Annotated in this window: 14 protein-coding genes and 2 tRNA genes; 6 read left to right on the forward strand and 10 right to left on the reverse strand. The window is 68.0% G+C overall.

The features are described from left to right. Positions 1 to 499 precede the first annotated feature (499 nt). From ACFYWM_RS16825 to ACFYWM_RS16850, 6 genes are all read right to left on the reverse strand, one after another. Positions 500 to 3,085 (reverse strand): valine--tRNA ligase, encoded by a 2,586-nt coding sequence (locus ACFYWM_RS16825; RefSeq protein ID WP_389915228.1) that lies wholly within the window; start codon positions 3,083 to 3,085, stop codon positions 500 to 502. A 222-nt stretch (positions 3,086 to 3,307) separates the two neighbouring features. Then, positions 3,308 to 4,588 carry an ATP-dependent Clp protease ATP-binding subunit ClpX gene (gene clpX, locus ACFYWM_RS16830; protein WP_329084422.1) on the reverse strand — a complete coding sequence of 427 codons (1,281 nt, stop codon included), beginning with the start codon at positions 4,586 to 4,588 and terminating at the stop codon, positions 3,308 to 3,310. A 192-nt stretch (positions 4,589 to 4,780) separates the two neighbouring features. Next, complete coding sequence (locus ACFYWM_RS16835; RefSeq protein WP_326642780.1) at positions 4,781 to 5,425, reverse strand: ATP-dependent Clp protease proteolytic subunit; 645 nt, start codon at positions 5,423 to 5,425, stop codon at positions 4,781 to 4,783. Between the two features lie 11 nt (positions 5,426 to 5,436). After that, positions 5,437 to 6,081, reverse strand: a complete 645-nt coding sequence (locus tag ACFYWM_RS16840; protein ID WP_386161284.1) for a ClpP family protease — start codon at positions 6,079 to 6,081, stop codon at positions 5,437 to 5,439. Between the two features lie 480 nt (positions 6,082 to 6,561). Beyond that, entirely contained in the window at positions 6,562 to 7,938 is a 1,377-nt protein-coding gene (gene tig, locus ACFYWM_RS16845; RefSeq protein WP_389915233.1) for a trigger factor, read from the reverse strand. A 218-nt stretch (positions 7,939 to 8,156) separates the two neighbouring features. Continuing rightward, positions 8,157 to 9,023, reverse strand: a complete 867-nt coding sequence (locus ACFYWM_RS16850) for a helix-turn-helix domain-containing protein (protein WP_389915236.1) — start codon at positions 9,021 to 9,023, stop codon at positions 8,157 to 8,159. A 243-nt stretch (positions 9,024 to 9,266) separates the two neighbouring features. Between ACFYWM_RS16850 and ACFYWM_RS16855 the strand changes: the two genes are divergently transcribed. Then, positions 9,267 to 9,776, forward strand: coding sequence for an ATP-binding protein (locus ACFYWM_RS16855; protein ID WP_389915239.1), 510 nt, complete (start codon positions 9,267 to 9,269; stop codon positions 9,774 to 9,776). A 211-nt stretch (positions 9,777 to 9,987) separates the two neighbouring features. Here ACFYWM_RS16855 and ACFYWM_RS16860 read toward each other — a convergent pair. Next, positions 9,988 to 10,061: transfer RNA gene (locus ACFYWM_RS16860), tRNA-Pro, on the reverse strand. Positions 10,062 to 10,150: 89 nt separating this feature from the next. Between ACFYWM_RS16860 and ACFYWM_RS16865 the strand changes: the two genes are divergently transcribed. Then, positions 10,151 to 10,221 (forward strand) — tRNA-Gly (locus ACFYWM_RS16865). A 610-nt stretch (positions 10,222 to 10,831) separates the two neighbouring features. After that, positions 10,832 to 11,338 carry a hypothetical protein gene (locus ACFYWM_RS16870; RefSeq protein ID WP_389915242.1) on the forward strand — a complete coding sequence of 169 codons (507 nt, stop codon included), beginning with the start codon at positions 10,832 to 10,834 and terminating at the stop codon, positions 11,336 to 11,338. Positions 11,339 to 11,452: 114 nt separating this feature from the next. Here ACFYWM_RS16870 and ACFYWM_RS16875 read toward each other — a convergent pair whose 3' ends face one another. Beyond that, positions 11,453 to 12,469: a phosphotransferase gene (locus ACFYWM_RS16875; protein ID WP_389915245.1), complete on the reverse strand. Its 1,017-nt coding sequence runs from the start codon at positions 12,467 to 12,469 to the stop codon at positions 11,453 to 11,455. A 114-nt stretch (positions 12,470 to 12,583) separates the two neighbouring features. Continuing rightward, positions 12,584 to 12,970 carry a RidA family protein gene (locus ACFYWM_RS16880; protein WP_389915248.1) on the reverse strand — a complete coding sequence of 129 codons (387 nt, stop codon included), beginning with the start codon at positions 12,968 to 12,970 and terminating at the stop codon, positions 12,584 to 12,586. A gap of 184 nt (positions 12,971 to 13,154) precedes the next feature. On the opposite strand from ACFYWM_RS16880, the gene ACFYWM_RS16885 reads away from it, so the two are divergent. Then, the gene (locus ACFYWM_RS16885; protein WP_389916030.1) at positions 13,155 to 13,514 is read left to right on the forward strand and encodes a helix-turn-helix domain-containing protein; all 360 of its coding nucleotides are present in this window, start codon (positions 13,155 to 13,157) and stop codon (positions 13,512 to 13,514) included. Positions 13,515 to 13,586: 72 nt separating this feature from the next. Further along, on the forward strand, positions 13,587 to 13,997 hold the full coding sequence (locus ACFYWM_RS16890; RefSeq protein WP_389915251.1) for a VOC family protein: 411 nt from the start codon (positions 13,587 to 13,589) through the stop codon (positions 13,995 to 13,997). A 10-nt stretch (positions 13,998 to 14,007) separates the two neighbouring features. On the opposite strand, the gene ACFYWM_RS16895 is transcribed toward ACFYWM_RS16890, so the two are convergent. Continuing rightward, positions 14,008 to 15,297 (reverse strand): FAD-dependent oxidoreductase, encoded by a 1,290-nt coding sequence (locus tag ACFYWM_RS16895; protein ID WP_389915254.1) that lies wholly within the window; start codon positions 15,295 to 15,297, stop codon positions 14,008 to 14,010. An 86-nt stretch (positions 15,298 to 15,383) separates the two neighbouring features. Here ACFYWM_RS16895 and ACFYWM_RS16900 point away from each other — a divergent pair, with 86 nt between their 5' ends. Then, positions 15,384 to 16,001: a TetR/AcrR family transcriptional regulator gene (locus ACFYWM_RS16900; protein ID WP_389915257.1), complete on the forward strand. Its 618-nt coding sequence runs from the start codon at positions 15,384 to 15,386 to the stop codon at positions 15,999 to 16,001. Positions 16,002 to 16,025: the final 24 nt, after the last annotated feature.

Here is a 16,025-nt window from a genome sequence, read left to right on the forward strand (position 1 = left end):
CTGGCTTTTAACACACTGTTGAGTTCTCAAGAAACGGACGCGTACACCATCACCCAAACCCAGCCGATCAGCCAGGCCCGAACTCCGGGGCGTTCCATTTCGTGTCATAATCTTATCGGGAGTGCCGGTTTCGTGTCAAACTGTCGGTTTTCCCGACCCTCGACGCGATCCGATCGAACCCGTTAGGATTACGACCACCCCGTTTCCAGGGCAACCCCTCTAACTTACTCCGACATCCGGTCGTTGTCCAATCGTATGGACATGCCCGATTTGCCGGGATTTTTTGGAGGAGAGTGCAGGACGTTGCCCTGCATGAAGAACTCTAGCAGTCCCTCAAGGCTGTGATGACCAACTTCCCGGTAAGAACTAGGTCTTCCCTGGGGTGCCAGCCCTCAAACATGAGAACCCAGGGTCAAGAGACCCTGGGTTCTCGTCAAGGCGGCTGCCGATCCGGAGCCGCCCTCATGGTCCTCAGACCGATTCTCCGGTCACCGGACGATCAGCCGGCCGGCAGTGACGCCAGCTGGGCGAGCAACCGCTCGATGTCCTGATCGGCCTGTGCCGCCCGGGAGCGCACCTTGGTCACCACGTCGTCGGGTGCCTTGGCCATGAACTGTTCGTTGCCCAGCTTGGCTGCGACCTGGGCGGCCTCCTTGCGCGCCACCGCGAGATCCTTCTCCAGGCGCTTGCGCTCGGCGGCCACGTCGATCGTCCCGGCCGTGTCGATCTCCACGGCGATCCCGGCCACGTCAAGGCTGGCTGTCGCGGCGAACGACTCAAGCGGCTGGTCGAGCCGGAGCAGCGACCGGATCGCCCCTTCGTGGGAAGCGAGTGCCGTACCGGCGAGGGAAAGCCGCGCGGCGACCCGCTGACCCGGCTTGAGGCCCTGGTCGGAACGGAACCTGCGCACCTCGGTGATCAATCCCTGCACGGCGAGGATCTCCTCCTCCGCCGAGGGGTCGCGTAGTGACTCCTCGACCGTCGGCCAGGGGGCGACCACGATCGACTCGCGGCCGGTGACCGCACGCCACAGTTCCTCGGTGACGAACGGCACCAGGGGGTGGAGCAGGCGGAGCAGCGAGTCGAAGACATGCCCCAGGACGAGCCGGGTGTGCTCCTGGCCGGAAGCGATCTGGATCTTGGCGAGCTCCACGTACCAGTCGCAGACCTCGTCCCAGGCGAAGTGGTAGAGCAGATCCGAGATCTTGGCGAACTCGAAGTTCTCGAACGCGGTGTCCACCGACGCGACGATCTCCTGGAGCCTGGAGAGGATCCAGCGGTCGGCGGCGGTCAGCTCCTCAGTCGGGAGCTCGCCCGTCACGGCGCCGTTCATCAGCGCGAAGCGGGTGGCGTTCCAGATCTTGTTGCAGAAGTTGCGTGAACCTCCGGCCCATTCCTCGCTGATCGCCACGTCGGAGCCGGGGTTGGCGCCGCGCAGCAGCGTGAAGCGGGTGGCGTCGGCGCCGAAGCGCTCGATCCAGTCGAGCGGGTCGACGACGTTGCCGAACGACTTCGACATCTTCTTGCCGTACTGGTCGCGGACCATGCCGTGCAGCGCCACGGTCCTGAACGGCGGTTCCCCGTCCATGGCGTAGATGCCGAACATCATCATCCGGGCCACCCAGAAGAACAGGATGTCGTAGCCGGTCACCAGGACGGAGGTCGGATAGAACTTGGCCAGTTCGGGCGTCTTGTCCGGCCAGCCGAGGGTGGAGAACGGCCAGAGACCGGAGGAGAACCAGGTGTCGAGGACGTCGGGGTCCTGGACGTAGCCCTCGGGCGCCTGCTCGTCGGGGCCGACGCAGACGACCTCTCCGTCCGGGCCGTACCAGACCGGGATGCGGTGTCCCCACCACAGCTGCCGGGAGATGCACCAGTCGTGCATGTCGTCGACCCAGTCGAAGTAGCGCTTGGCCAGCTCCGGCGGGTGGATCTTCGTCCGGCCGTCGCGGACCGCGTCGCCCGCGGCCTTGGCCAGGGGCGAGACGTTGACGAACCACTGGAGCGAGAGCCGCGGCTCGACCACGGTCTTGCAGCGCGAGCAGTGCCCGACCGAGTGAAGGTAGGGACGCTTCTCCGCGACGATCCGGCCCTCCGCCCGGAGCGCGGCCACCACCGCGGGCCTGGCCTCGAAGCGGTCGAGGCCCTGGAACGGGCCGTGTGCGGTGACCACTCCCCGCTCATCCATGATCGTCAAGGATGGCAGCGAGTGGCGTCGCCCGATCTCGAAGTCGTTCGGGTCGTGCGCCGGGGTGACCTTGACCGCTCCGGTGCCGAAGGCGGGGTCGACGTGCTCGTCGGCGACGATCGGGATGCGGCGCCCGGTGAGCGGCAGCTCCACCTCGCGGCCGATCAGGTGGGCGTAACGCTCGTCGGAGGGGTGCACGGCCACGGCGGTGTCGCCGAGCATCGTCTCGGCCCGGGTGGTCGCGACCACGATGGAGTCGTCACCGTCGCCGTAGCGGATCGAGACGAGCTCGCCCTCGTCCTCGCTGTGCTCGACCTCGATGTCCGACAGTGCGGTCAGGCAGCGCGGGCACCAGTTGATGATGCGCTCGGCGCGGTAGATGAGCCCGTCGTCGAAGAGCTTCTTGAAGATCGTCTGGACGGCCCGGGAGAGGCCGGGGTCCATGGTGAAGCGCTCGCGCGACCAGTCGACACCGTCGCCGAGCTTCTTCATCTGGCCGAGAATCCGGCCTCCGGACTCCTCCTTCCACTGCCAGACGCGCTCGACGAACGCCTCGCGGCCGAGGTCGTGCCGGGACTGGCCGTCCTTGGCGAGCTCGCGCTCGACGACGTTCTGGGTGGCGATTCCGGCATGGTCCATACCGGGCAGCCAGAGCGTCTCCTGGCCGCGCATGCGGGCGCGGCGGGTCAGCGCGTCCTGGATGGAGTGGTCGAGGGCGTGGCCGATGTGCAGGACACCGGTCACGTTCGGCGGGGGCAGGACGATGCTGTACGGCTCGCGCTCGCTGCTCGGGTCGGCGGTGAAGTGTCCCTCCGATACCCAGCGCTCGTAGCTCCGGGTCTCCACGTCGGCGGGTGCGTACTGGGTAGGCAGCTCTGGCGTCGTCACGATGCCCAAGTCTAGGGATGTCCGCGTGTCCCCTGTCCCACGGACCGCCTTACGGACCGCTTTCTTCCGGTGACTTCTTCCGGCGCCTTCTTCTGGCGGGCGGACGGGGGCTTCGGCCGACCGCCGGTATGCCATCGGCGGGAGCCGTACGGCCGGAAACGGCGGCGCCCCCCGCGGGAGAACCCGCGGGGGGCGCCGATCGTGCGAACCAGGAGGGGTTCGCGCGGGCTTCTAGGCCGACTTCTCGCGCGGCGGGCGCTGCTGCTTGTTGAGCTGGTCGCGCGGGACGAGCGTGGGGTTGACGTGCTCCAGGACCGACTCGCGGGTGATGACCACGCGCGCCACGTCCTGTCGCGACGGCACCTCGTACATCACCGAGAGGAGGACCTCCTCCAGAATCGCCCGCAGGCCGCGGGCACCGGTGCCGCGCAGGATCGCCTGGTCGGCGATGGCCTCCAGCGCGTCGTCGGTGAACTCGAGCTCGACGTTGTCCAGCTCGAACAGGCGGCGGTACTGCTTGACGAGGGCGTTGCGCGGCTCGGTGAGGATCTGGATGAGCGCCTCACGGTCGAGGTTGTGGACGCTCGTGATGACCGGGAGCCGACCGACGAACTCGGGGATCATCCCGAACTTCAGCAGGTCCTCGGGCATGACGTTCTCGAAGATGTCGGCGCCGTCGATGTCTTCCTTGGAGCGGATGATCGCGTTGAAACCGATCCCCTTGCGGCCGACCCTGGACTCGATGATCTTCTCGAGACCGGCGAAGGCCCCACCGCAGATGAACAGCACGTTGGTGGTGTCGATCTGGATGAACTCCTGGTGCGGGTGCTTGCGGCCACCCTGCGGCGGCACGCTCGCGGTCGTGCCCTCCAGGATCTTCAGCAGAGCCTGCTGCACGCCCTCGCCGGAGACGTCCCTGGTGATCGACGGGTTCTCGCTCTTGCGGGCGATCTTGTCGACCTCGTCGATGTAGATGATGCCGGTCTCGGCCTTCTTGACGTCGTAGTCAGCGGCCTGGATCAGCTTGAGCAGTATGTTCTCGACGTCCTCGCCCACGTAGCCCGCCTCCGTCAGGGCGGTGGCGTCGGCGATGGCGAACGGAACGTTCAGCATCTTCGCCAACGTCTGGGCGAGCAGTGTCTTGCCGGAACCGGTGGGGCCCAGGAGCAGGATGTTGGACTTGGACAGCTCGATGCCGTCGTCACGCCCGCGCTCGCCGGACTGCACCCGCTTGTAGTGGTTGTAGACCGCCACGGAGAGAGCCTTCTTCGCCTGGTCCTGACCGATGACGTAGGCGTCGAGGAATTCGTAGATCTCCCTCGGCTTGGGAAGGCTGTCCCACTTGAGCTCAGAGGACTCGCTGAGCTCCTCCTCGATGATCTCGTTGCAGAGGTCGATGCACTCGTCGCAGATGTATACGCCGGGTCCGGCGATGAGCTTCTTGACTTGCTTCTGGCTCTTTCCACAGAAAGAGCACTTCAGCAGGTCTCCCCCGTCGCCGATGCGTGCCACCCCAGATACTCCTTTGCGTGGGACCGCTCTGGCTGCCGCGGTCCGTTTCTTCCGACCGGCCCGATACCCGGTCGAAAAGTCATCCCGCTTAGGTTTCGACGTTACCGTCTTCTGAGCCCTCAGTGAGCCCCCTAGCGGCGAGTCGCACCGGAACGTGCCTGATTCGGCACGGTTCCGGTGCGATATGCCTCGTTAGGAGGCTACGGCCTTCGCGAGTTTCTTGCGGGACGGAATGATGTCGTCGATCAGTCCGTACTCCTTGGCCTCGACGGCGTCAAGGATCTTGTCCCGCTCGATGTCCTTGCGGACCGCCTCCGGTGCCCTGCCCGAGTGCTGAGCGATGATCGTCTCCATCTGCGCGCGCATCCTGAGGATCTCGCGCGCCTGGATCTCGATGTCGCTTCCCTGGCCGCCGCCCTCGGTGGAGGGCTGGTGGATCAGCATGCGGGCGTTCGGCAGGGCGAAGCGCTTGCCCGGCGTGCCGCCGGCCAGCAGGACCGCCGCCGCCGAGGCCGCCTGGCCCAGGCAGACCGTCTGGATCTCCGGCCGGACGAACTGCATCGTGTCGTAGATCGCCGTCATGGCGGTGAAAGAACCGCCCGGCGAGTTGATGTAGATGCTGATGTCGCGGTCGGGGTCGAGCGACTCCAGGGTCAGCAACTGCGCCATGACGTCGTTGGCCGAGGCGTCGTCCACCTGCACGCCGAGGAAGATGATGCGGTCCTCGAAGAGCTTGGCGTACGGGTTCATCTCCCGCATGCCGTAGGACGTGCGCTCGGTGAAGGACGGAAGAACGTAGCGGCCGTTGATGTCTCCCGGCCGGATCAACTCACTCACCTTGTGCCCCTTCAGGAGACGGCGCCCGTGGAGGGCACCTGTCGAGCGCTGCGCACGACCTGGTCGATGAAGCCGTAGTTCTTGGCCTCCTCGGCCGTGAACCAGCGGTCCCGGTCGGAGTCGGCCTCGATCTGCTCGATGTTCTGACCGGTGTGGAACGCGATGCGCTCGGCAAGGGTCTTCTTGACGTAGAGCATCTGCTCCGCCTGGATGGCGATGTCGGCGGCGGTGCCGCCGATGCCACCGGAGGGCTGGTGCATCATGATGCGGGCGTGCGGCAGGGCGTATCGCTTGCCCCGCTCGCCGGCGCAGAGGAGGAACTGGCCCATGGAGGCGGCCAGACCCATCGCGACCGTGCACACATCGTTGGGGACATATTCCATCATGTCGTAAATCGCCATACCAGCGGTCACGGAACCGCCTGGCGAGTTGATGTAGAGCCAGATATCGCGCTCCGAGTCGTCCGCGGCGAGCAGGAGCAGCTCGGCGCAGATCCGGTTGGCGATCTCGTCGTTGACCTGGGTGCCCAGCACGATGATGCGCTCACGCAGCAGCCGCTGATAGAGCTGGTCTTCGAGCCTGAACGAGCCGTTCGGCTGGCTCATCGACTCGGGCCCGGAGCCGGTCGGCTGGTAGAAGGTCGGCGGGCTGGTCACAGCGTCACCTTCCGATGCGTCGTAATCGATTGGCTTTGCTTGTGACCTTAACGCGCGCCACCTACCGGACATGCCTCCTCAACGCACTGTTCGCTGACGGCGCATGCTGCCCGCCGCCTTCCCACCACGTCCGGAACCCCTCGGCGCGCACTCCGGACAAGGCTCCGAGGCCCGAACCCATACGGCGTGTCGCGCCCGGCGAGGGGCGGGGCGGAGGGGCCGTACGGCGCCGGTGACGGCGAAAGGAGGGGCCGGCGGCTCTCAGAGGGTCCAGGAGCCCGCGAGGCCGCTCGGGGGACGGGAAAGCGGGAGGGGACTCCGGAGCTCTCCAGGCACGGCCCTGCGGCACGCTCGTCGCCCGGAGGGCGCCGGCACGCCTGTCGCCGGAAAACCGGAAACGCCCCCGCGGCGCGGAACGCGGCGGGGGCGTCGGGCCGCGGGGGCACCGGGTGAGCCCGGTGCCCCCGCTCGGCCGGGGACTTACTTGGCGGTCTCGACCTCGGCGGACTCGTCGGTCTCCGAGGCCTCCTCGCCGTTGATCTCGGTGTAGATGGCCTTGAGGTCGACCTCGTTGCCGGCCTCGTCGACCACCTTGGCGGCGTCGCCGACGACGCTCTTGGCCTTGTCGCGGACGATCTCGACCATGGCCAGCGTGAGCTGGTCGTTGTCGGCCAGGTGCTGGGCCAGCGTGTTGGGCGCGACGTTCATCTGCATGGCGCGGCGCACCACGAAGTTGGTCAGCTCCTGCTCGCTGACGCCGAGGTCCTCGCTCTTGACGATCTTGTCGAGGACGAAGCCCGTCTTGAGGGCCTTGGCGGCGCTCTCGTCGAACTCCGCGAAGCGCTCCTCCTCGGTGGTCTGGTAGAGGCGGAAGTACGCCTCCTTGCTCAGGCCACTGTCGGCGATCTGGTGCTCGAGGTTGTGCTTGCGGTTGTCGACCTCGACCTTGAGCGCGCTCTCGGGCAGCGGAATGTCGATCTTGTCGAGCAGAGCGTCGAGGGCGTTCTCACGGGCCTGGACGATCTGGTCGATCAGCTTGTTGCGGCGGGCCGTCTCGCTGATGCTCGCCTTGAGCTCGTCAAGGGTGTCGAACTCGCTGGCGAGCTGGGCGAACTCGTCGTCGAGCTCGGGGAGGACCTTCTCCTTGACGCTCTTGACGGTGATGGTGACCACGGCCTCCTCGCCGGCGTTCTCGCCGCCGACCAGGTTGGTGGTGAACTCCTTGGTCTCACCCGCGGACAGGCCGACCAGGGCGTCGTCCAGCCCCTGCAGCACCGAGCCGGCGCCGACCTCGTAGGAGACGTCGTTGGCCTGCTGCTCCTCGATGTTGACGCCGTCGATCGCGGCGGCCAGGTCCATGACGACGAAGTCGCCCGCGGCGGCGGGGCGCTCGACGCCGGTCAGGGTGGCGAAGCGCTGGCGCAGACCGTCCAGCTGGTCGTCGATGTCCTTGTCGGAGACCTCGGAGACCGGGACGGTCACCTCGATGCCCTGGTAGTCGGGGACGTCGAAGCCGGGGCGGACGTCCACCTCGGCGGTGAACTCGACCTGCTCGCCGTCCTCGATCTTGGTGACCTCGATCTCCGGCTGGCTGACCGGGAAGATCTCGCTCTCGTCGACGGCCCGGCCGTACAGCTTGGGCACCGCGTCGTTGAGGGTCTCCTCCAGCACCACGGCGCGGCCGAACCGCTGCTCGATGATGCGGGCCGGAACCTTGCCGGGGCGGAACCCGGGGACGCGCACCTGCTGCGCGACCTTCTTGTACGCCGCCTGCAGGCTCTCGCCGAGCTCCTCGAACGGCACCTCGACGGTAAGCCTCACCCGGGTCGGGCTGAGCTCCTCCACAGCGGTCTTCACGGGGTCGTCTCCTTGATCAAGCTTTGAGTGATCGCGGGCGCGTCAAGTCGTAACGGCTACCGCGGCAAGCTCGCGCGCCGCGCCCACATGAGCGGCACCTGGCACAGCCGTCGAGACACGCGAGATCCGCGAGATCAGGGCATGCTCCACAGCGGCGGGTGTTCAGCGCCGCTGGCCAGTCTAGGGCAGAGCGGCACCATCGAGCGACCAATGGCCGCTCACTCCTCCTTGATGATCCGCCGCAGGATGTCGTTCGTCTCCCCGGGCGTGGTGCTGACCGCGCACAACCGTTCCATGACCTCGCTGTAGCGGTCGACGTCCTCGCGCTTGTCCAGGTAGAGGGCACTGGCCAGCTGCTCGACGTAGACGACGTCGGGGAGCTCGTTGTCGTTGAAGCGGAGCACGCTGAAGGCCCCGCCCTCGGCGCTGTGGCCGCCGAAGCTGAAGGGCATGACCTGGATGGTGATGTTCGGCTGCCGCATGAGGTCGAGCAGGTGCTCCAGCTGGGCTCGCATGACGTCCGCGCCGCCGATGGGGCGCCGCAGGGCGGCCTCGTCGATGACGGCCCAGAAGAACGGGCCGTCGGGCCGGCCGAGCACCTGCTGGCGCTGCATCCGCAGGTCGACGCGGCGGGCGATCTCCTCGGGCGCGATTCCGGCGCTTCCCGCGGTGATGACGGCCCTGGCGTACTCCTTCGTCTGGAGCAGGCCGGGCACGAACTGCACCTCGTAGGTGCGGATCCGGGAGGCCGCCTCCTCGAGGCCGACGTAGGTCTGGAACCACGAGGGCAGCAGGTCGTTGAAGCGGTGCCACCAGCCGGGCTCGTTGGCCCGCAGCAGCAGGTCCATGACCGCCGACCGGGCTCCCTCGTCCTCCACCCCGTAGAAGGTGAGCAGGTCCGCCACGTCGCGTTCCCTCAGGCCGACCCGGCCCAGCTCCATCCTGCTGATCTTGGATTCGGACCCACGGATCAGATGGCCCGCCTCCTCGCGCGAGAGCCCCTTGGCCTCGCGCAGGCGACGCAGTTGGGAGCCTAAGAGGATACGCAGAGCTGTGGGACCCGATCCCGGTTGAACCTGCGTCACTTCGCCTCCCTCTGTACTTGGGCCAGCGCACACAGTGTCACTACTTCCGGCCGCTATGACAAGGTCTCAACTCCCTGCCCGATTCGCCAAGTCGCCGTCCTAACCGCTCATGCGGCTGCACACTGCAACTGCACGTGCATTTGGGTCTTGCAGCAGACGTTCCGGTGACCCATGATGGCTTAGTGCATATTGGGCTTATGGTGCACAAGCTCTGAAAACTCTCAAGTGGTACGGAGACTCACGATGACAGCGGGAGGTACCGGCAGGATGGTGGAGGAGCCACAATCGGCTGCCGACTACCTGCAGGCGACCCGCCAGATGGGCTTCGACGAGCTGCTCGGGGCCAACCACTCCGGTGCCACCGCGTGCCCTCTGCCCAGTCAGGCCGACTCGGTGAAGACCGCCCGGGACGTGACACGCTCCACCCTCCACGACTGGGGACTGGCGGAGCTCAGCGATGACGCAGCGCTAGTGGTTTCGGAACTCGTCACCAACGCGGTCCGTTACGCACTGTGTCCGCCCACACAGACGGAGATCACTCCGATCACGCTCGTCCTGGTGCACCTCTCCCCCCACGTGCTCCTGGCCGTGACGGACCCGAGCGACGAGGTTCCGACCCCCAAGGAGCCCGACTTCATCTCGGAGAACGGCCGGGGCCTCTACATCGTGGAGACCTACAGCCAGCGGTGGGGCTGGGATCACCTCAACTGCGGCGGCAAGGCCGTCTGGGCCTTCTTCAGCCCTCGCCGCTGACCTTCTCGCCTTCCCCACACGAGAGTCCCGCCACAGCGGGATCAGGTCTGCACAGACGAATCGGGCGTGTTCGGCACGTCTGCGCATACATTCCGCGTGTCGGCTCACGCGCCCCCGCCTGCCCATGTGTCCCGCGCGTCTCGCGCGTCGGAAAGCTCGGCCCCCGTACACGAAGAACCGGGCACCGGTCGAAACCGATGCCCGGCATGCGTCGGGGTGACAGGATTTGAACCTGCGGCCCCCTGCTCCCAAAGCAGGTGCGCTACCAAACTGCGCCACACCCCGGTAAGTCGAGTGCGCGCACGCTCCGGAACTCCGGTACGCTTACGCCCTGACGAACGGATGAAGTCTAGACCAGACTGACGCCGGCTCGCGCGGACGTAGCTCAATGGTAGAGCCCCAGTCTTCCAAACTGGCTACGCGGGTTCGATTCCCGTCGTCCGCTCAGATGGTGAAAGGCCAGGTCAGCCCATATGCGGCGACCTGGCCTTTCACGTTTAGCCAAAACTTCAGGAACTTTCGTGCCCGCTGCGTGCCCGGTGGTTTCCGGACCTGTTTTCGCGGGCTTTTTTGAATTTCTTCCCCAGCGCCCGAGCGATGGCCTGGTCACGGTCCCCGCTCGTGTGCCGGGAGGTGAGAGCGGCCCGGTTGGAGGAGTGTCCCGTTCTGGTCATCAGTTCTTCGAGGCTCGCCCCGCCGTCCGATGCCAAGGTGTTACCGGCGTGCCGGAGATCGAATGATCTCCGGGGGGACGGAGGCCGCTCGCCGACCGGCCCGCGATTTGGGAGTGCCCTCGACGAGCCTGCCTCCGTCGGGTTCGGCCGGCGTCTCCACGATCCGGACGACTCCCGTCCAGGTCGAGGTGGCGGCGCGCCGCACGGCCTTGGGGCCGGCCCCGGTCGGCGGTGGGACTCAGGGCCGCGCGCCGCACCTCACCCGCCATGCCCGTTCCGCCCGCCGTACGTGGGCCGCACCGCTGCCACCATGCGGGTCTCGGTCGCCATGCGACATTCGACATCCCACGCAGCCGAGACTGTGCAGTCATACTCCGACCCGTGAGACTTGAAACAGACCCGGAACGCACGGTTCGCACAGGAACCTGCGACTGCTGCGGGACCCCCTTCGAACGTGTGACAGGGTTCATCAACAGCGACGACGGCGCTCATGCCATCTATTACGCCTCCTGCCACCACCACGATGGAGTTCACGAGGCATGGATCGATGTCGTCCTTGACGATTCGTGGGACCCAGATGACCCCGTAACTCCCACCGGCTCCAACCGCGTCACCTTCGGATGCCGTGTCGGCCCCGTCGCAAACAGCCCCAACCCCGCATGCACTCTCGTTCCAGCCGCCTCTGTCGTACCCGACACACCCCTCTACGGCCACAAGCTCAATCGCGACGAAGCCCTCCAACACCCCTGGCTCTCCGCTTACCGGCACACCGTCGACCACATCCTCGAACACGACATCACCGTCCGGCAGCACCTCTACGGGGTCCCCGCAGGCGAGCGGCGACAAGATCAAGAAGCCTCCGGCGGGGGTCCCGGACTCCAGGGGTGATCGAAGTTCCAGAAGCAGGGGCCGTAGCCGGCAAGGCTGCGACTCTTTCCGTCGCCGTCGTCCCAGGGCAAGCCGAGCAGGCCGGGGCCAGGAAGCTGAGAGCGGGAGCGTGGGTCAGTCTTGGCCGGATTCGAGATAGCCGGTCAGGTAGGTCAGCGACGCGGCGGCGTCCTCGCCGTTGCCGTGCGGCCGGCGTAGTTCGTCGGTGTAGGCGGCGATGTCGGCGAGCCGCCACCAGAGAGGGTAGAGAGCGAGGCCGGCCGGAGTGACGGGCCGGCCGGTGGCTCTGGTGTAGCGGGTGAGGACGTCGTCGACGTCGCCGGCCGGGTCCTCGCCGAGCATGGTGGCGAGGGCGGGGGTGAGCATCCACAGATCCCGTTCCGGCGGGGCGATCCGCACGGTGTCCCAGTCGATGAGACGCGGTCCGGCCGGGGTACGCATGATGTTGCCCGGGTGGGGTTCGCCGTGCGTGACCACCCAGGCTTCCGCGGTGTTCCGTACCTGGTCGACCCGATGGTCGAAGTCGGCGAGCGATCGCCGGATTCGCCCGGCGTGGGCGGAGAGCAGCTCGCGGGCCGGCTCGGCGTGGGGCCCGCCGGTCCACCTCCGGCCGAGATCTCGCAGTGCCTCCTCCAGCCGGTCCCGGCCGGGCAGCACCAGGTCGGTCCGGGCGGCGGTGTCCGCGACGATCGGGGTCGCCCGGTGCAGCTCGGCCAGCAGGTCGATCACCTCGGCCCGGTCCCGCGGCCGGTGGGGGCCGAACCGTCCGGCGCTACCCGTCACCATCGGAAACACCGAGAGGGCGTATCCCGGGGTGAGCCGCCAGACCACGGCGCCGGTCACGGCCGGGACCGGCGCGAGGACGAAGCCGAGGCCGGCGTCCCGGCGCAGCGCCAGGGCGGTGCCGAACGACCGGCCGAGCCGGTCGAACGCGTCATCGCGTCCGGCGTCCTCGACGCCGAGATCGTTCACCTTGACGAACCACGCCGTACCGCGCCGGTCGGCGACCGACCAGTGGTAGCCGCCCGCGCCCACCGGGAGGTACTCGGCCGAGCGGGCCTCGACGCCCCAGCCCTCGGCCAGTGCCGCGATCAGTTCGGCCTCCGCCAGGCCCGCCGGTCTGTCCCTCATACACCGGCATTCTGCTCGACCGGCCCCGGCGCGGCGGATCGTTTCCGGAGGGGGTCCGGCCGGGGTTCTCGTGGCCACAACCCCGCTTCCGGCGCCGGGGCGGCCGTCGTCACCTCAGCCCGCGGCTATCACCTCGATCTCGACGAGCCAGTCGCTGACGAGCGTCTGGGCGACGATCGCCGTGGTCGGGACGACACGTCCGCCCAGGGCGGCCACGCGGGCCCTCGCGTTCTCCTCGGCGTAGGACGCGTCCCTCAGGTAGCTGGTGACCCGCACGATGTTGTCCACGGTCATCCCCGCGGAGGCGAGGATGACCCGGAGGTTCGACCAGATGAGTTCGATCTGCTCTGTGAGGGTCGCGCCGGGCACTCCCGCGGGATCGAGTCCCATCGTCCCGGCGACGAACAACAGGCGTTCGGCATGGCGCACCTCGATCGCGTGCGCGTAGTCGCCGGTGGCGGCGTAGACGCCCTCGGCCGGGCTGTGTGTCACGGTCTCCATGGGAGTTCCCTCCTGGTCGTTCACCGGGTGGCACGTGCGGCGTGGAAGATCGTCGCTGGGGCCGCGGGGACGAGTCTGCTGGAGGGAGGGGACCGTGTCGACGGGACGGGGCGCCTTCGCGGGCGGCGGGGAGGCGTGGTGTGATGGCGCCGTGAGCCGTGCCGTGGAGGAGAGCAACCGCCGCATGCTGCGGGCACGGGACGCGATGGACCGCGCCTACGCGCAGCCGTTGGACGTTCCGGCCCTGGCAAGGATCGCCCACGTTTCGGAGGCGCACTTCACGCGCACCTTCCGGGCGACGTTCGGCGAGACGCCGCACCGCTACCTGCAGCGCCGCCGGGTCGAGCGGGCGATGTCCCTGCTGCGCGACACCAACAGCAGCGTGACCGACATCTGCTTCCAGGTCGGTTTCGGCAGCCTGGGGACCTTCAGCCGCACGTTCCGCGACATCGTCGGCCGGTCGCCGAGGACGTACCGCAGGGAGGCGGCGGCCGTGGGCGTGCCGACGTGCTTCACGATGGCGTGGACGCGGCCGAACGACTGACCGCCCCCTCCCTCCCTCTACTCAGCGGTTTTGGATAAGTTTTCCGCGGGGCCGCCCAGTAGCGTGATTTCCATGTTCAACGCCATCACGCACTCGCAGATATACGTCCTCGACCAGGACGAGGCCCTCGACTTCTACGTCGGCAAGCTCGGCCTGGAGGTCAACGCCGACGTCGACATGGGGGTCATGCGCTGGCTGACCGTCAGCGTCCCCGGCCACCCGGAGCGCCAGATCCTGCTGGAGAAGCCGGGGGGTCCGATGATGTCGGAGGAGACGGCGCGGCAGGTCCGCGAGCTGGTGACCAAGGGCGCGATGGGCGGCCACCTCATCTTCAGCACGGACGACTGCCGCAAGACGTACGAGACGCTGCTGGGCCTGGGCGTCGAGTTCACCGAGGAGCCCACCGACCGCCCGTACGGGATCGACTGCGGTCTTCGCGACCCCTTCGGCAACCACATCCGCTTCACCCAGCTGAAGTCCTGAGTGCGAGGACCTAGGAAAAAGCCTTGCGCCTCAGGGGCGGGAGGTGCCGGGCGGTGCGCAGGAAGGTCCTGAAGCCGGCCCGGGCCACCGGGTTCTCGTCCACGAACCGGCGGGCCGCCCTGAGGGAGTCGCGCACGGCCGCGAAGCCGTACTCGCGCATCTCCGCCTCGTAGGCGGCGATGGCCGCGACGGGGTCGCCCCCGCCGGTGAGGGCGCGGCGGAGTGAGCGGGCGTCGCGCAGGGCGACGTTGGCGCCGATCCCCCGCATCGGGGTCATGCTGTGGATCGCGTCGCCGAGCAGGGTGACGGTCGTGGCGGGCCAGGGGCCGATCGGCACCGAGGTGCGGATCGGCAGCAGCGAGACGGTGCCGGGGTCGGAGGCGGTGACCAGCGTGCGCAGGTCGGGGTGCCAGCCCTCGGTCATCCGGGCCACGGTGTCCCTGAGCCGCTCGCCGTCCATCGCGGCGAGGCCGCCGGGGAAGCGGCCGGTCGCGGCGCCGAAGGCCCACATGACGTAACCGGCGGTGTTGTCGAACAGGGCGCCCTCCCGTTCGGTCCTGCCGATCCCCGACGGCAGGACCGTGCTTCCGGTGCCTCCGGCGCCTCCGAGGTCGTGCGGGGCCGTGAACATGCCGAGGCCCCTCGGCGGGATGACCATGTTGACGGCCTCGTACAGGCCGGGGTCGACCAGGGCCCGCGTGGCGGCGGTGAGCGGGAACTTGCCGGCGATCGCGGCGATGCCGGTGTCGACGCGGCGCGCGTGCGGCAGGTACTGGCGCCTGACGCGGGAGTTGCCGCCGTCGGCGCCGACCACGATGTCGGCGGTCTCGGCGGTGCCGTCGGCGAAGCGCAGGGTGAGAGCGCCGCCGGGGTCGCCGGGGGCACGGCTGTAGCGCTCGAAGGTCTTGCCGAACCGGACGGCGCCGGAGGGCCCTTCGAGCCCGGACAGCAGGACCTGCCGCAGGGTGATCCGGCTGACCGAGTGGTGGGCGTCCACCGGGTCGGTCACGGGCGGGCTCTCCAGGGTCAGCAGCGGCCTCATCCGGTGGCTGAGGAAGCGGAAGTCCTGGGCGTCGCGGCCGGAGGTCGCCAGGAACGCCTCCCACAGCTCGGGCGGCAGGCAGTCGCGCAGGGCCCGGGCGCCGTCGGGGTCGATGTGGACGCGGTAGCCCTGGAGCCGGTCGGAGGGGGTGCGGTCGCGCTCGTACACCGTCACGTCGACCCCCGCGCCGCGCAGCCCCTGCGCCAGGCAGAGACCGCCGATCCCGCCCCCGACGACGGCGACTCTCAGATCAGTCATGACATCACTATCAACCATCGGGATGAACTTATCAACCATGTGGTTGATAAGTTCATCCCGATGGTTGGCCGGTGTTACCGTGAGGCATGGACAAGACCCCTCGTCGCGCCCCCGTGGAGCGCAAGCGCGATCCCGAGCGCACCAGGAGGCGCATCGTCGAGGCGGCCAGGGCCGAGTTCTCCGCCAAGGGATTCGCCGGGACGAGGGTCAGCGAGATAGCCGCCAGGGCCGGAGTGAACAAGCAGCTCATCTCTTACTATTTCGGCGGAAAGGAAGGGCTTCTCAAGGCGCTCACGGCGGAGTGGCAGAGCAGGGAGAGCACCTTCGCCGAAACGTCACCGCCGCCGTCGCTGCCCGAGCTGGTGCGCGGCTACGTCACCGGGAGCGTGCGCGAGCGCGACCTCACCAGGATCCTCATCTGGGGCGGGCTGCAGGACGACGGCGAGGAGGACTCCGCGCTGCTGAGGGAGATGCGCAACGACGTCGAGGACCTGCGCAGACGGCAGGCCGAGGGGGAGTTCCCCGACGACCTGGACCCCGCCTGCCTGCTCCTGATGCTCTTCGCCGCGGCCGGGGCAGGGGCGATATTCCCCCAGCTGGCCCGCGCGATCTGCGGGCAGGACCCGGCGTCCGAGGAGTTCGGGGAGCGGTACGGGGAGCAGATGGCGCGACTGCTCCGCCACCTCAACCCCTACAAGTCCTAGTTCGTCTGGAAATATCTATGAATC

Origin of the sequence: Streptosporangium sp. NPDC002721 (genome assembly GCF_042888905.1) — a bacterium.
Taxonomy (GTDB): Bacteria; Actinomycetota; Actinomycetes; order Streptosporangiales; family Streptosporangiaceae; genus Streptosporangium.